We start from the raw sequence: 15,586 nt of genomic DNA, 5'->3' as shown, positions 1-15,586 counted from the left end.
TTTTTGCAGCTCAAAAACGCAGTTGGTCGAACAAATTTATAAAATGTTTCCCAGTACTGTGGCTTTTTATGAGAATAATAATATTTAGGGCCTGATCCGGCTATTCGCTGTATCTTTCACGCCGAACCCCGGCGCAAAAGGATGCCGCTACTATCCGGGGCAGATTTGAAAATTTGCAGATGAGCCAATTTGAAGATGACTCGTCCGTATCATTTTCAAATCAATCCATTTTCAAATTTTCAAATTCCAATGACCTCGCAAGACATCCGCAAACAGTTTCTAGATTTTTTCCAAAGCAAAGGACATTTAATCGTCCCATCGGCACCCATCGTGCTTAAAGACGACCCAACCCTGATGTTCAACAATTCCGGCATGGCGCAGTTCAAGGAATTTTTCCTGGGCAACGGCACCCCGAAAAGCCCGCGCATCGCAGATACTCAAAAATGTTTGCGCGTCTCGGGAAAACACAACGACCTGGAAGACGTCGGTTTCGATACGTATCACCACACCATGTTCGAGATGCTCGGCAACTGGTCTTTCGGCGATTACTTCAAAAAAGAAGCAATCCATTGGGCGTGGGAACTGCTGACCGAAATCTATAAAATTCCAAAAGAAAACCTTTACGTTTCGGTGTTCGAAGGCAACGCTGAAGAAAATGTTCCGTTCGATCAGGAAGCTTGGGACATCTGGAAGGAACTCGTTTCAGAAGACAGAATTATCCTCGGCAATAAAAAAGACAACTTTTGGGAAATGGGCGATCAAGGGCCTTGTGGTCCGTGTTCTGAAATCCATGTCGATTTGAGAAGCGAGGCAGAAAAAGCACAGGTTTCCGGTAAAAGCCTGGTCAACAACGACCATCCGCAAGTGGTAGAAATCTGGAACAACGTGTTCATGGAATTCAACCGCAAAGCCGACGGTTCATTAGAAAAACTGCCCGCCAAACACGTCGATACCGGTATGGGCTTCGAGCGTTTGTGCATGGCCTTACAAGGCGTTACGTCCAACTATGACACTGATGTGTTCACGCCGCTGATTCGCAAAGTCGAACAGATTACCGGTTTGAAATATACTTCCAACGAAGTTCAGCATATCAGCGAAGAGCAGAACAAAACCAATATCGCCATCCGCGTGGTGGTCGATCACGTGCGTGCTGTGGCATTCGCAATCGCCGATGGTCAGTTGCCATCGAATACCGGAGCGGGTTACGTCATCCGCAGAATATTGCGTCGTGCGATCCGTTACGGGTTTACTTTCCTCGGTACCAAAGAGCCTTTCATTTACCAACTCGTTGAAGTTTTGGCCAGCCAGATGGGCGCGTTTTTCCCGGAAATCAAATTGCAGCAAAACCTCGTGACCAACGTCATCAAGGAAGAAGAAGCGTCGTTTTTGCGCACGCTCGAACAAGGCTTGCAATTGCTTGAAAATGTCGTCGCTCAAACCGCCACTAAAGAAGTTTCCGGTGTGAAAGCCTTCGAACTATACGATACCTTCGGTTTTCCAAAAGATTTGACAGCCTTGATACTCAAAGAAAAAGGCATGTCATTCAACGAAACCGAATTCGAGCAATCGATGTTCGAGCAGAAAACCCGTTCGCGGGCGGCATCTGAAGTTGCCACTGAAGATTGGAACGTATTGGTTCCGGGTAATGTGGAAACATTCGTCGGTTATGATCAGCTTGAAAATGAAGTCAAGATCACGCGCATCCGCAAAACCGACAGCAAGAAAGACGGCATTCTTTATCAAATCGTTTTAGACAATACGCCATTTTATCCCGAAGGCGGTGGCCAAGTAGGCGATAAAGGTGTTTTGGTTTCAGCCAACGAAACCATCGAAATCATCGATACCAAAAAAGAAAACAACTTAATTCTTCATATCACCAAGCAACTTCCGGAGAACTTGACGGCTCAGTTTGTAGCTAAAGTCGATGCGAAACTCCGCGCGGATTCCCAAAGCAACCACTCGGCCACGCATTTGTTGCACCAGGCTTTGCGGTCGATTTTAGGAACGCATGTAGAGCAGAAAGGTTCACTCGTAGCGCCCAATTACCTGCGTTTCGATTTTTCGCATTTCGCCAAAGTCACGGATGCCGAATTACAGCAAGTTGAAGATTTCGTCAACGCCAGAATCCAAGAACATTTGCCGCTGATCGAAAGAAGAAATATTCCATTCCAGCAAGCCCTTGATGAAGGCGCGATGGCGTTGTTCGGCGAAAAGTACGGCGATTCGGTACGGGCCATTAAATTCGGCGAGAGCATGGAACTTTGCGGCGGCACCCACGTGAAGAACACGGCCGAAATCTGGCATTTCAAAATCTTGAGTGAAGGAGCGGTAGCAGCGGGAATCCGTAGGATTGAAGCCATTACCAACCAAGGTGTTCGCGATTTTTACGCACAGCAGGAAAAGATGATGCATGAGATTAAAGAAGCGCTCAAAAGCCCACAGGATGTAATGAAGGCCGTTACGAGTTTGCAGGAAGAAAACGCCAAACTCGCCAAGCAGATCGAAGCTTTGATGAAAGACAAAGTCAAGAACATGACTGCCGAATTGGTACCGCAATTAGAACTTATCAACGGAGTGCAATTCTTGGCCAAATTAGTCGATATTGACCCAGCGAGCGCGAAAGATTTGGCATATGAAATCGGCAATACGGCAAAAAATATTTTCCTAGTGTTGGCTACCGCTGAAGAAGGAAAGCCGATGTTGACTTGTTATATTTCCAAGGAATTGGTGACCGAACGGAATTTAAACGCAGGACAAGTGGTGCGCGAGTTGGGTAAATACATCCAAGGCGGTGGCGGCGGACAACCGTTTTTTGCCACGGCTGGCGGAAAAGACGTTTTAGGGATTTCGGAAGCTTTGGAAAGAGCGGCGGATTTTATCTGAAAATCAAAGGGTTATTTTTTATTAAGGAGTTTTTGTTACATTAGCAGTTCACTAATGTAAATGATGTGCCTTATGAAAAAGTTTTACTCGTTACTAATATTATTTTCCGTTTGCTGTTATTCACAACAAGAGCCAATCGATAGCGGTGGCGGCGGATACCATTTCAACAACGGAGAATGTTTGTCTGAGGCGCAAAGGCAATCCATTTTTACCGAAATCCAAAAAAGCCGAACCCAGTTAGAACAAGCCAACATTCTCAAGAGAAGCCCGCAAATTGTGCCGCACCCGTTATTTATTTGGCCAGTCACTAAAAGTCCTAGTGCACCTTATAATAACGTTTGGAGCATCAGTAATTATGTAGATCATAATCCTTCTTTTCCGAATCAAGTACAAGACTGGGCTTGCGGAGATCGTACTTATGATACTTCCGGCGGATACAACCACAAAGGCATCGATATCTTTACTTGGCCATTTAGTTGGTACATGCTCGATAACAATCAGGCTTGGGCTGTGGCTGCAGCAGATGGTGTTATTATTTATAAAAGTGATGGAAATTTCGACCGCAATTGTGCCTTCAACAGCGGTAACTGGAATGCTGTGTATATTCAACACGCCGACGGAAGCACCGCTTGGTACGGACATTTGAAAAGCGGTTCATTGACCTCAAAACTAGTTGGCGAAACTGTCAGTGCCGGAGAGTATATTGGTGTTTTGGGAAGCTCAGGAAATTCTACCGGGCCACACTTGCATTTTGAAGTTTATAACGCAAGCAATCAATTGGTCGATACTTACCTTGGCGATTGCAATACCTGGACTTCGAGCACCGATTCGTGGTGGCTCAACCAAAAACCTTACCTCGATCCTAAAATCAATGCGGTGTTAACCCATAGCCAATTGTATAATTTTAATACATGTCCGCAAACGGAATCGACTTACTTTAGTGATAATTTTCCTGCGGGTGCTCCGGTTATCATTTCAGTTTATCTTGCAGACCAGTTGGCAAATACTTCTGGACTGATTCAGCTAATAAGGCCTGATAATTCCATCGCTGTTTCTTTTAACTATGATTTTTTAGGTTTTTATTATGCTGCCTATTGGTATTGGACTTATGCCGCCTCGACCTTCAACCAAGCTGGTGTCTGGACTTTGCGATTCACTTATTTGGGCAACACGGTCGATCATCTTTTTAACTATGGAACGCTCTCCAACACGGAATTTACAAATAGAGCTTTTGAGGTATTGCCGAACCCAACCGAGAACACAGTTCAAATTCAATCTAAAAACAATTTCAAAATCAACAAAGCCCAATTGACCGACATGACCGGAAAGGCAGTTTTCAGCACTAGCGAGAATATTAATCAAATCGACATGTCAGTGTTTTCAAAAGGCATTTACCTATTAACCATTGAATCTGATCAAGGTATTTTCAAAGAGAAGGTGATCAGAAAATAAATCCAAGTAATAGATTTGAGCTGTTCTTTGGTGAATTTGTTTTTTTCTTTTTTTATCTCACGATTTTTAATTTTATTTGTGCAAACCAATTCAAATTCAAAAAAATACTCATGAAAAAAATATTGTTTATATGGTTTCTTTCCATTGGTTTTTTAACTTCTTGCGTAGAGAATCCTGAGGAAGATCCGGATCCGGTAGCTCCAATTGGTGACTTGAAAGTGGATTTTGACGGCAGTCAGTTTACTTCTGTTACCACGGCTGTGGTGCTTAATGAAACCTCATTGACTATCAAAGGAACCAACGAAACCGGTGCGTTTTTCAGAATCAGTATTCCTGAAGCACCGATTCTAGGAACTTACACCTCAGAAGAAGTGCCGGGTCTGGTCCTAGAGTACAATCAAAACAATGGTTCAGATCCTTATGTGGCGGCCAAAGACAACGTTGGTCCTTTTGCTCCTTTTGCAGATTACACCAACACGGCTCAATTGGTTATCACCAAAATAGACCGTGTAAACAAAAGGATTTCAGGAACATTCAAATTCACTGGCGTTCGTTTTGCCGATGCCTTGCAAACGGCCATCAATACTAAAGTCTTTACCAACGGAACTTTTTTGAATTTGCCTTATACTTCAACGGCTGTAGTTGATCCTACCGAGTCGATTTTGCTCCGAAGAATTGTCAATACTTATCCAGGTGCAGGAATTGCTGACCAAACGGCTGTATATAGCTATAATGGTAATAAAATAGTCAGTGAAATTTATACTGATTCTCAAGGTTTGCAAACCACCACAACCTACAGCTACGATGGAGATAATATTACGCTGATTGAAGAGCGCGAAGAAGGTGAATTGGTTTACAGAGAAACTTTCCAGTACAACACTAGCAATAAATTAGAGACCTACATAGCAGTTGATTTTTGGGAAGATACCAGCATCAAAGAAACTTATGTTCACAACCCTGACGGCAGTATTAATGTAACCAGATTGATAGGTGATTTGGATACCCAAACCGAAGACGACGGCACCTCAACGATTTATTTTGCCAATGGCGAAGTTGATCGGATTACCTTTTCAGCCGGAAATACAATAACTTATACTTATGACAATAAAAACAATCCGTTCAAAAACGTAGTCGGATTCAGCAAGATTGCTTTTGTAGATGGTGAAGCTAGAGGAATTTCTAAGAATATCCTGCAAACTACCGGCAGCACTCCAGATTTTGATTTTACTTACACCTACAATACAGACAATTATCCTTTGACTAGTACTTTGCCGGAAGTAGTATCTACTTTCTTTTATGAATAAATCAAGTTTTTTAAATATCTAAAACCCAGACTTTGCCGTTTGGGTTTTTTTATTTTTAGTTTATTTGTCAGTTTATCTATAAGTTGTAACCATGCAATTCACCACTCCAGTTCCGATTTCTAAAAATGTTTTTCCGATTGATTACGATTCGAAAATCGTTAGTTTAGGTTCTTGCTTTGCGGTGAATATGGCCGCCAAACTGGATTACTACAAATTTCAAAACACGGTCAATCCGTTCGGGATTTTGTTCCATCCGTTGGCTATTGGTGAACTGCTTCGGCGTGCGGTGCAGGAAGATTTTTACACCGAAAGCGACTTGTTCTTCCATAATGAGCGTTGGCATTGCTTCGACGCGCATTCCGATTTGAGTACTATCGATGCTGGGGCTTTACTGCAAAACCTCAATCAAAAACTGACTGATTTAAAAAAGCAACTCGAATCAACGACACTTATCATCATAACCTACGGAACAGCTTGGGTGTACCGCGAGAAATCTTCGCAAAAAATAGTAGCCAATTGTCATAAGTTGCCACAAACCCATTTTGAAAAGCAACTGCTTAGCATCGACCAAATCGAAAAAGCGATAGCGGATACTTTGGGTTTTCTAGCTCAAATCAATCCGAAAGCCGCCGTTACTTTTACCGTTTCACCGGTGCGGCATCTCAAAGACGGTTTTGTAAAGAACCAGCGCAGCAAGGCCCATTTAATTGCTGCCATCCACGAGCAACTGGTTACCAATCACCAACAATTAGCCATGGTCAACTATTTTCCTAGCTATGAAATCATGATGGATGAATTGCGCGATTACCGTTTTTACGATACCGATATGATTCATCCGAATGCAACAGCCATCGATTATATTTGGGAGCGATTTGTTGTAGCTTATATCGACCCGAAAGCTTTGCCGACCATGGAAGCGGTGTGTCAAATTCAAAAGGCAATGGCGCACCGACCTTTTAATGCCGACTCCGAAAGCCATCGGAAATTTCTTCAACAATTGCAGGTGCAGAAAAGCACCCTTCAAAACCAATTCCCACACCTGCAATTTTAAAATACGTATTTCTTCGTATTGATGCACCTTGTTTTTTGCCACAGATTTGTGATGTAATTAATCATAAATCAAATCCCCATGAAAACTCTTTCCATTTTGGCAAAAACAATGGTTCTAGCGCTGGTATTTTCCTTAACCGGTTGCAGCAACGATTCTAAAAGCTCTACTAGCGGAACACCCTCGGCAGACAAAACCACTTTCAAACTCGACGGTGTGCTCATCACTGCAGACGAAACCGAAGCCACTGTATATACCAACGCAATTGCTGGCGGTCAATACATCGATGTGTTTGCTTACAAAGCTGGAGTTCAAGTACTCGAACTTCACATGCCTGCAACAGTAGGAAATTATCCTGCCCAGCATGCAGGTTTTACCATGACTAACTCTTGGCTCACTTATCAAAGTGGTGGTACCGATCCGATAGCAGATAATTTTCATTCCGATTCTGGAACGATGAATCTCACTACTTGCGATTTGACTGCTGATGAGCTTCGAGGCACATTCAATTTTGTAGGAAACAATACTACATCGACCAAGAATATTACCGAAGGAAAATTGGTGGTTTCTGAAATCACACACCAACCCTAAAAGAATCTTATGAAATCAAAATATTTTCTCCTGTTGGTTTTCTTTCTAGGGTTGACTTCAGCAAAGTTACACGCCCAACGTCCGGTGCTTACCGATGAAGAACAAATCACCGAAACGGTCACCAAAGAAGTAGACGAAATGTTCCGCGGTGAGGATTTTACCAAACGCAAAAACAAAAAATTCGCCGATGTGCACGGAGCCATGACCGTCGATATCGGAGTAGTACAGAATGGCAAAGTGTCTTCGTTTTTTAAAGTCGACAGCGAAATCAAAAACATCGATTTCATCAATTTCATGTCAGACTACATCTTGCAGCACAAATTCAAATTCAAACTACAAAAACAACAGCGGTACAAAATCCGCTACAGCATTACATTTTAAGTTCAACAACTCTAAGTTCAACCAAATTTAATTATCATGAAAAAGCTAAATCTGGCAGTAGTATCCATCTGCCTTCTCGGAACATTTACCGCTTCAGCGCAACTTGGCGGACTATTAGGCAAAAAAAGCGCAGGCAAAAAATCAGGTAGTTTTGCTACCGTATGGGAATCAGAATTCGACAATAAAGCGACTCGCTTAGCACTTTGCGACGGCGACGGGCAGTACATTATTGGTACCGACGACAATTCGGCATCAGTACTTGACGCTAACGGTAAAGCCATCTGGAACGGTGATTACAAAAAACTCACAACCAACAAAACCAACAATTCGGAATACCAATACACGATTTGGAAAGACAAAGGCGGTTATCTATTTCTGTTCGACGCTCGTAAATTAGGAACTGATAGAGTAGCCGTACTGGATTTGGCCACCGGAAAAGAACTCTGGAATTCAGAGCTCTACCAAGACTTGATTCCGAAAGATGCCAAAGGACTCGAAGGCCAAGACCAAGGCGAACTCGAAACCGTGAAATACATTAGCGAAATGGATGCATTCCTGATTTCGCAAAAGAACTCGGTAATCTTGGTGAAAGCCAATACCGGCGAGAAAATCTGGGAAACCAACCGTTTCAAAGGTGGTGTCGGAAAATACATTTACGATGCCCAGAAAAAAGAAATCATCATGGTCAACTACAAGCCAACCGGCTGGGGTGCTTTGTTCGCCGGGTTTAAAAACCAATTGGTTCGAATCAATGCCGTTAATGGCGATATCCTTTGGGATGCTACTTTTGTCGGCGCCATCGAAAAAGAACTAGTGACCAAAAGAGCCATCGTCGATATGTGGATCAAAGGCGACAAAGTGGTGATGTACATGAACGGACTTACAGTATACGATTATGCGACCGGACAAAAAATCTGGAACGTGAACTACGACAACGATATCAACGGAGCCAACGGCGGCTTGTTCAGCGGTGGCAGAAGGTCAAAAATTTACCGTGCGATTGCTGAACCACTATTTACTAACGATGCAGTTTATCTGGTCATCCTTGGCGGCAGAGACCGCACCAAATACATTGAAAAACACGATTTGAATTCCGGAAAATTGCTTTGGGCTTCAGAGAAAATCACCGGCGCTTTCTGTATGCCGAACATCTACAAATCAGGTAACCGCGTTTTGGTACAAGTAGGCGGAAAAGTGCAAGTACAAGAGTATCGTCTGGAGGAAACTTCCGGAGGTTTCGGAGCAGGAATGGCTTTAGGCGGCTTCGGTGGCGGCGGAACAGTGAAAACCTGGGTGCCTTACATCTACTGGGATTACAAAAACCAAAAGAACTCTGTGTTGTGTCTTGACGATGCAACTGGCCAAACGGCATGGCGTTCAGAGCGCTTCGACAAACGCATCACCGATTTCATCCTCGACGACAACAAAACCGTATTTGTGGGTGATGGTGATGAATTCTACAGCTACGACATCGCATCAGGCAAACAACTCTTCGACGTGAAGCACAACGATGCCCGAGTAGGAAAAGCAGCCGACGTAATCGACTTCAATGACAAGGTAGTCGTACTTTCCGAAAAAGGATTGGCGGCCTACAACAAAAAAGACGGAACGCGGGCTTATGCCTCCGAGAAAATCAAAGGCGTGGACTATTTCTACCACATCGGCGACAACTACTTTTTGCGCGACCAACGCAACAGCAAGAACATCATTTACGGCATCGATATGACCAACGGCGAAACCAAAGGTTCTGTGCAGTCTAAAGGAAAAGGCGGAAGCCCGAAATACGGCGACGGTATCGATATCACCGAAGATGGCGAATACATTTTTGCTTTCAAAGGCAGAAAAGTAGAGAAGATAAAAGTAAACAATTAAATAGGTTGAACGTTTAATTTGTTTCGGGCTGTGGAAGCAATTCTGCAGCCTTTTTTTAATCTAGATGGCGTGACCACAAGGGTCGGGCTTTCGCACTCGCTTTTTTGCTCCGCTGCGCTGCCCAAAAAGAGCTCAAACAGTTGCTCAATCCCTCACGCAAATCTCTCTCAACGAGGAAGTTTTATCTTGCCATTGAACATTTAAAATACCTGAAGTCCAATGGACTTCCTCCTCTTAATATCAAATGCACTCGCTTTTTTACGCTGAACGCCAGCGCAAAAAGAGCTCAGACAATGCTGCAATCCCTCACGCGAGCCTTATCCTAGGTTGAACCCGCGCTAAAAGAACAACAATATGAAAAAATATATCCTTTGCCTTTGGTTGTTTTCATTAGCAGCTAATGCGCAACAAATACAATGGGCCAACAAGCTCATCAAATATTCTTCGGATCTCGGCGGCAAGCAATACGGCATCAAACGAATTCTCGGCCAACCCGATGCATTTCCCCAAGCCGGAATTTCGCCCAACGCCTGGACACCGAAAAACGCCTTAGACGGACGCGAAATCGTTGAGGTCAGTTTTGAAAAACCACAAAGCGTCAAACAAGTCGCGGTGTTCGAAAATGTCAATGCCGGCTGCGTGATGCGAATTTCCCTAGCCGATGAATCCGGAAAATATCAAACAGTTTGGTCGCGCCAACGGGATTGGAAAACCCCAACGTTCAAAGCCTCGATTCCAGCCGACAGAAATTATTATTACCGCCGCAAACGCCGCAAAATTCAGGAAGCGCCGGAACTTTTCAACCCCGGAATTGAAAACGCGATTTTAGACCAAAGCTACCCGAATATTGTTTCGGTTAAAGTCGAATTTGATTTTTCGTTGTTGCCCGGCCAAAAGCAAGTAGACGCGATTGGCATTTCAGACAGCGATGTGCCGCTCAAAGCGCAAGTCAATACTGTGGCGGCATTCGAATCGATATCCCAACCTGAAGAACTTTCTTTAATCGACACTGATATTTCTGCCGCAGTAGTAGATTCAGACGGCAAACGCCTTTATTTTACCAGTAACGACGAACAAAAAGATCAAGTGTATTGTGCGTTGCGAAATCCATCGGGAAGCTGGTTTGCCCCTAAATTGCAATCGGTATTGAGCCAAAACGAAAATTACAATTTTGTAGAATTTGCCACGGCAACCCAAATGCTTAAAGGCGGAAATCGATATACTACAGGCACTGGCGAAACCGGTTTTCAGCTCTACAAAATAAGCGGAGATGATTTCCAACCAGCCGAACCGATTCGCATCACGGCTTATTCGAATTATGGAGAAACTGCCGATGCTACGCTAACGGCTGATTTGAAAACTATTGTCTTGGCTGTAGAATCTGATTTTACCCAAGGCGGCACTGATTTTTACTTCGCCAACCAAAAAGACGACGGTAGTTACGGCTTATTGCAAAATATGGGCAAAGCTATCAATTCGGCCGATGACGAAGTGAATCCACAATTACTTTCAGACACAAAAACTTTGTTATTTGCTTCCTGCGGATTCAGCAGTTTGGGCAACTATGATTTGTTTGTGAGTTACCGTTTAGACGATACTTGGAAAAATTGGTCAGCGCCCATCAACCTGGGCAGCAAAATCAATAGCGATTCATTTGAAAGCAGCCCGTTTTACGATGAGCGACAAGAGCTATTGTATTTCACCCGGTCGGTAGCTGGAAAACTTCGGTTGCATTCGGTAAAGGTAGCGGCGCAAGATTTAATGAAGCATTAAATACGAAACAATGCGTATTTTTTTGCGAGTGAAAACTTACGAAGTTTAGCAAAGATTTCACAGCTTAAAACAAGTTGACAATGGTATTCTTCTTTTTGATATTAGCAGGTGTTTTTGCTTCGGTGATTGGCTATTTGCAATGGCAGTTTCATCGGCAGCAGCAAACATTTGCCCATCAAATGCAAAATTTGCGACAAACCTTGGCGGCGCTCAATGCCCAATCGGCAGTGCAAGGCCGGCAGTTGCAAATCAACGAAGAATTCGAAAAAGTAATCAAGGCGCGAAAACCCCAATTGGGCGAAATGATTTTCGAGCTCAACTTCGAACTTTTCCAACGGCTTTCCGATCATCAGTTATTGCGATGATAAAATCCGATAGAAACCTTACTTGCTAAATTGTTTTTACTATTTTTAGAAAGTAAATCAATGTCATGAAAAACCCGCTACTATTGGCTTTATTGTTACTCTTTCTAAGTTGTACCCAAACCAAAAAGAAAGCTTCTGAAGGGTTCTCACCCAAGCAAAAACAAATCGTTCGTTGGTATAAAAACATCGGTACAGTTTCTATCGAACAGCCAGATTCCTTAGGTTATTATGCTGACCAAATGGAACGCTTGGCTATCAGTGAACCCAAGTTGTTCAAGGCCATGGCCACTTTTGTGCGCGGTACTTATTATTTGAATTCTTCGAGTTATAATTTATCGGAGAAATATTACCAGCAATGTGCCCAAATGATTTCCGATGCTCGCTATGATACTATTCAAGCCAAAGCCTACATAGGTTTGGGCAACGGTTACAAGAATACCGGCGAATATCCGAAAGCGTTCGATTATCTGTACCGGTCACTTAAAATTTACGAAAAGCACGGCATTAAATACGGAATAGCTAGTGCTTATGGTTGTATGGCACAAATATATTTACAGAAAAACGATTTGACTTCAGCCGAAGAACACCTGAAGAAATCCATCGATATTTTGGGGCCGGACAAATACAATCGGTTTTATCTGATTTCATTGCACACGCTGGCCAACGTTTACGGTATGGAAGGCAATTACAAAAGTGCATTAGCGCTTGATAAACATGGAATTGAAATAGCCGATAAAATTCATTCACAGCGCAATAAATCTACTTTTTTAGACAACAAGGCCAATTGTTTCATGTATTCGAACCAACTCGATAGTGCGGCGTATTACTTTAACGAATGTCTCAAAATTGATTTGGCCGTGGGCGAGAAAAAGCAAATTGCCGATACCTATTCCAATTTGGGTAAACTCGCGATGCTGAAAAAAGAGTATCCCAAAGCAGAGAGCTACCTCAAACAGAGTATGGATATTTGTCGCGAAATTCGTCAGAAACCCAACTTAATTAGCGCTTATACGCATCTAGTCGATTTATACCATGAACAAAAGAAGTTTGAAAAGGCACTCGCGGCGCAACTCGAAAAGGAAAAAATTACCAACGAATTGATTTCAGAGAAAAAAGAAGCTGCCTTGGCAGAATTTAAAGTTTTGTATGAAACCCAAAAAAAAGAACAACAACTCGCCGAGAACCAAGTGCTATTGCTGAAGAAAGAAGCCGAAGCCAAACAAAAGAATTATTTGCTGGTGGCCGCCGTTTTTCTAACTGTTTTTATCGCTTTGGTTTCATTTCTAATATACCGTCAACAGAAAACTACCAACAGGCAGCAGCAGCAGGAATTTCAATTGCGGTCAGCCATTGCGCAGATCGAGGCGCAAAACCAGTTGCAGCAGCAGCGGCTTTCCATATCGCGTGATTTGCACGACAATATTGGGGCGCAACTCACTTTTATTATTTCCTCGGTCGATAATTTGAAATACGCTTTTAACATCGAAAACCCAAAGCTAGAATCTAAACTGAGCAAAATCAGTAATTTTACCAAAGCTACCATCGGCGAATTGCGCGACACGATTTGGGCGATGAATTACACCGAAATCAGTATCGAAGAATTGCAATCGCGCATCTTGAATTTCATCGAAAAGGCCAAAGATGCCCAAGATGCAGTAGATTTTAAATTCGAAATTCAAGAAGGTTTGCACCAAATCAAGCTCAGCGCTGTAGTCGGGATGAACTGCTATCGCACCATTCAGGAATCGATTCACAATGCGATTAAATATGCCCGGGCTTCCGAAGTTTTGGTGGTCGTAGAAAAAACCGAAGGCCAATTGCGATTTATCGTCCGAGACAACGGCCAAGGTTTCGATTTGCAGAAAGTTGAAGCGGGCAATGGTTTGCACAACATTCAGAAACGGATTGATGATATTGGCGGAACCCTTCAGGTAAATTCTAAAATCGGACAAGGCACTTCGGTCATCATAGATATTCCACTCACATGAAACAGTTTTTTAAAATAGCCATTTTCTTGTTGCTGTTGCCGATGTGGGCAGTTTCACAGAACGCGCAAGACATTATAGACGGGCTAAAAACAGAACTCAAAGCGAAGCCCAACGCGCAGAAAACCGCCGTGATTTATTCCGATTTGACTTGGTATTATGCCAACGTTTCGCTGGATTCGGCGTTGTATTATGGAAGCAAAGCAATTCAGGAATCGAAAAAATTAGGCGATTCGACTTTGCTGGCACAAGTATATAGCGATTTGGGCGCCGTGTATTTGCGCAACAACGATTTGAACCATTCTAAGGAAAGTTACTTAAAATCCTACGCGATTAGAAAACTCAGGAATGATCAAAAGGGTTTGGCCAAAATCAACAACAATTTGGGTAGTGTTTATTTAGATCAACAACAATTTCCGCAAGCCATGAAAGCCTTTTTAGAAGCTTTGCGGTATTTTGAAAGCGTGGGCGATGCTGCCAATGTCGCAGTGAACAAAGGCAATTTGGGGTTATTGTTTGTTAAGCTTAAAAATTACAAGAACGCAATCAAATACCTGAAACCGTCGATAGAATTTGCCGAAAAAAACAAACTTACTGACCGTTTGTGTGAATTTTATCTCAACATCGGAAATGCCTACAAAGAAATGCGCGACACGGTTCAAGCTGTGGCTTATTACGACAAAAGCATCCGAAATTGTGAACTTGTTTCTAACAAAAAGGCACAGGCGATTGCCTTGCAAAACAAAGGTTTGATGCAACCCAAAAATAATATTAATCAGTCGCAGGCTTTGTTCGATAAATCTAGGCAAATCAATACGCAAGTGAGTTCGACTTATGACTTGGCCAATCTCAACATCAGTATCGCTCGCAATTTGATGAAAGCCAAGAAATACGCTGAGGCCAAAAAACTGCTGCTTTCCGGGCTGAAAGTTTTCGATGAGAACAATGCCCGAAACGATTTGATGATTTCCTACAAGTTGCTTGTGCCGATTTATGCTTATCTGAAAATGCCCGATAGTGTGGCTTATTACAACGAAAAATACGCTGAAACCAACGACAAAATACTGCAACTCAGCACGCAGAAAATCACAGCAGAACTTGAAGCCAAATACCAAACGGCCAAGAAAGAAAAGTTATTGTTAGAGAAAGAATCTCAGGCGCGCCAGCAAAAAAATGTCATTTTGATTCTTTCGCTATTAGCGGTGTTTATCGCCTTGATTGGATATCTGATTTACCGCCAGCAAAAACTCCGCAACCGCCAGCAACAGCAGGAATTTCAGCTCAAATCGGCCATTGCCCAGATTGAAACCCAAAACCAGCTTCAGCAGCAGCGGCTTACCATTTCGCGGGATTTGCACGATAACATCGGGGCGCAACTTACTTTCATTATTTCCTCGGTCGATAACATCAAATACGCCTTCAATATCGGCAACGAAAAGCTCGACGCAAAACTGCAGCACATCAGCAATTTCACCAAATCGACTATTGTAGAATTGCGCGACACCATTTGGGCGATGAATGCCAACGAACTGACTTTTGAGGATTTGCGCGCGCGGATGCTCAATTTCCTCGAAAATGCCAAGCTGGCCCAAGAACAAATCGATTTCCGTTTTGAGATTGACCCTGATTTGAACACCGTCGAACTCGGTTCTGTTACCGGAATGAACCTGTACCGAACCATGCAGGAAGCCATCAATAATGCGCTCAAATACGCCCATGCCACACAAATTAGTATCGTTACTAAAAAAATAGACGCTTCGGTTTCGATTCAAATTCGAGACAACGGTATCGGTTTCGACAAAGAAACTGCCATCCTGGGCAACGGGCTTCAAAACATGCAACAACGCATCGAGAGCATTGGCGGCGTTTTTACACTGCAAGCCGCGCCGGGCCAAGGCACTTCAATCACCATTTTGTTCACCGTTTAATATT

General features: G+C 43.1%; 11 protein-coding genes. All 11 read left to right on the top strand.

What is annotated here, in order from left to right; all coding sequences use genetic code 11:
• The first annotated feature begins 249 nt into the window (after positions 1-249).
• Positions 250-2,883 (top strand): alanine--tRNA ligase, encoded by a 2,634-nt coding sequence (gene alaS / locus G4D82_RS00405; RefSeq protein ID WP_166333280.1) that lies wholly within the window; start codon positions 250-252, stop codon positions 2,881-2,883.
• A gap of 72 nt (positions 2,884-2,955) precedes the next feature.
• A complete protein-coding gene (locus tag G4D82_RS00400) occupies positions 2,956-4,335 on the top strand; it encodes a peptidoglycan DD-metalloendopeptidase family protein (RefSeq protein WP_166333279.1) in 1,380 nt (459 codons plus the stop codon).
• 110 nt (positions 4,336-4,445) lie between these two features.
• Positions 4,446-5,639 carry a DUF6252 family protein gene (locus G4D82_RS00395; RefSeq protein WP_166333278.1) on the top strand — a complete coding sequence of 398 codons (1,194 nt, stop codon included), beginning with the start codon at positions 4,446-4,448 and terminating at the stop codon, positions 5,637-5,639.
• Positions 5,640-5,730: 91 nt separating this feature from the next.
• Complete coding sequence (locus G4D82_RS00390; RefSeq protein ID WP_166333277.1) at positions 5,731-6,690, top strand: GSCFA domain-containing protein; 960 nt, start codon at positions 5,731-5,733, stop codon at positions 6,688-6,690.
• Positions 6,691-6,768: 78 nt separating this feature from the next.
• Entirely contained in the window at positions 6,769-7,278 is a 510-nt protein-coding gene (locus G4D82_RS00385) for a hypothetical protein (protein ID WP_166333276.1), read from the top strand.
• A 9-nt stretch (positions 7,279-7,287) separates the two neighbouring features.
• Positions 7,288-7,659, top strand: coding sequence for a hypothetical protein (locus G4D82_RS00380; protein ID WP_166333275.1), 372 nt, complete (start codon positions 7,288-7,290; stop codon positions 7,657-7,659).
• Between the two features lie 36 nt (positions 7,660-7,695).
• A complete protein-coding gene (locus G4D82_RS00375) occupies positions 7,696-9,531 on the top strand; it encodes an outer membrane protein assembly factor BamB family protein (RefSeq protein ID WP_166333274.1) in 1,836 nt (611 codons plus the stop codon).
• A gap of 354 nt (positions 9,532-9,885) precedes the next feature.
• On the top strand, positions 9,886-11,304 hold the full coding sequence (locus tag G4D82_RS00370) for a PD40 domain-containing protein (protein ID WP_166333273.1): 1,419 nt from the start codon (positions 9,886-9,888) through the stop codon (positions 11,302-11,304).
• A gap of 80 nt (positions 11,305-11,384) precedes the next feature.
• Entirely contained in the window at positions 11,385-11,669 is a 285-nt protein-coding gene (locus G4D82_RS00365) for a hypothetical protein (RefSeq protein WP_166333272.1), read from the top strand.
• A gap of 65 nt (positions 11,670-11,734) precedes the next feature.
• Positions 11,735-13,657 (top strand): tetratricopeptide repeat-containing sensor histidine kinase, encoded by a 1,923-nt coding sequence (locus G4D82_RS00360; RefSeq protein ID WP_166333271.1) that lies wholly within the window; start codon positions 11,735-11,737, stop codon positions 13,655-13,657.
• Entirely contained in the window at positions 13,654-15,582 is a 1,929-nt protein-coding gene (locus G4D82_RS00355; protein ID WP_166333270.1) for a tetratricopeptide repeat-containing sensor histidine kinase, read from the top strand. The genes G4D82_RS00360 and G4D82_RS00355 overlap by 4 nt, the downstream gene beginning before the upstream one ends.
• Positions 15,583-15,586 lie beyond the last annotated feature (4 nt).

The sequence above is a fragment of the Flavobacterium lotistagni genome, from assembly GCF_011392125.1.
Classification (GTDB): domain Bacteria; phylum Bacteroidota; class Bacteroidia; order Flavobacteriales; family Flavobacteriaceae; genus Flavobacterium; species Flavobacterium lotistagni.
Note: the sequence above shows the minus strand (reverse complement) of the source record. Positions and strands in the feature narration are given on the sequence as shown.

What these genes read in the sequence shown, in the direction of transcription:
- alaS (WP_166333280.1), top strand. Translation starts at nt 250, where the DNA reads ATGACCTCGCAAGACATCCGCAAACAGTTTCTAGATTTTTTCCAAAGC.
- G4D82_RS00400 (WP_166333279.1), top strand. Translation starts at nt 2,956, where the DNA reads ATGAAAAAGTTTTACTCGTTACTAATATTATTTTCCGTTTGCTGTTAT.
- G4D82_RS00395 (WP_166333278.1), top strand. Translation starts at nt 4,446, where the DNA reads ATGAAAAAAATATTGTTTATATGGTTTCTTTCCATTGGTTTTTTAACT.
- G4D82_RS00390 (WP_166333277.1), top strand. Translation starts at nt 5,731, where the DNA reads ATGCAATTCACCACTCCAGTTCCGATTTCTAAAAATGTTTTTCCGATT.
- G4D82_RS00385 (WP_166333276.1), top strand. Translation starts at nt 6,769, where the DNA reads ATGAAAACTCTTTCCATTTTGGCAAAAACAATGGTTCTAGCGCTGGTA.
- G4D82_RS00380 (WP_166333275.1), top strand. Translation starts at nt 7,288, where the DNA reads ATGAAATCAAAATATTTTCTCCTGTTGGTTTTCTTTCTAGGGTTGACT.
- G4D82_RS00375 (WP_166333274.1), top strand. Translation starts at nt 7,696, where the DNA reads ATGAAAAAGCTAAATCTGGCAGTAGTATCCATCTGCCTTCTCGGAACA.
- G4D82_RS00370 (WP_166333273.1), top strand. Translation starts at nt 9,886, where the DNA reads ATGAAAAAATATATCCTTTGCCTTTGGTTGTTTTCATTAGCAGCTAAT.
- G4D82_RS00365 (WP_166333272.1), top strand. Translation starts at nt 11,385, where the DNA reads ATGGTATTCTTCTTTTTGATATTAGCAGGTGTTTTTGCTTCGGTGATT.
- G4D82_RS00360 (WP_166333271.1), top strand. Translation starts at nt 11,735, where the DNA reads ATGAAAAACCCGCTACTATTGGCTTTATTGTTACTCTTTCTAAGTTGT.
- G4D82_RS00355 (WP_166333270.1), top strand. Translation starts at nt 13,654, where the DNA reads ATGAAACAGTTTTTTAAAATAGCCATTTTCTTGTTGCTGTTGCCGATG.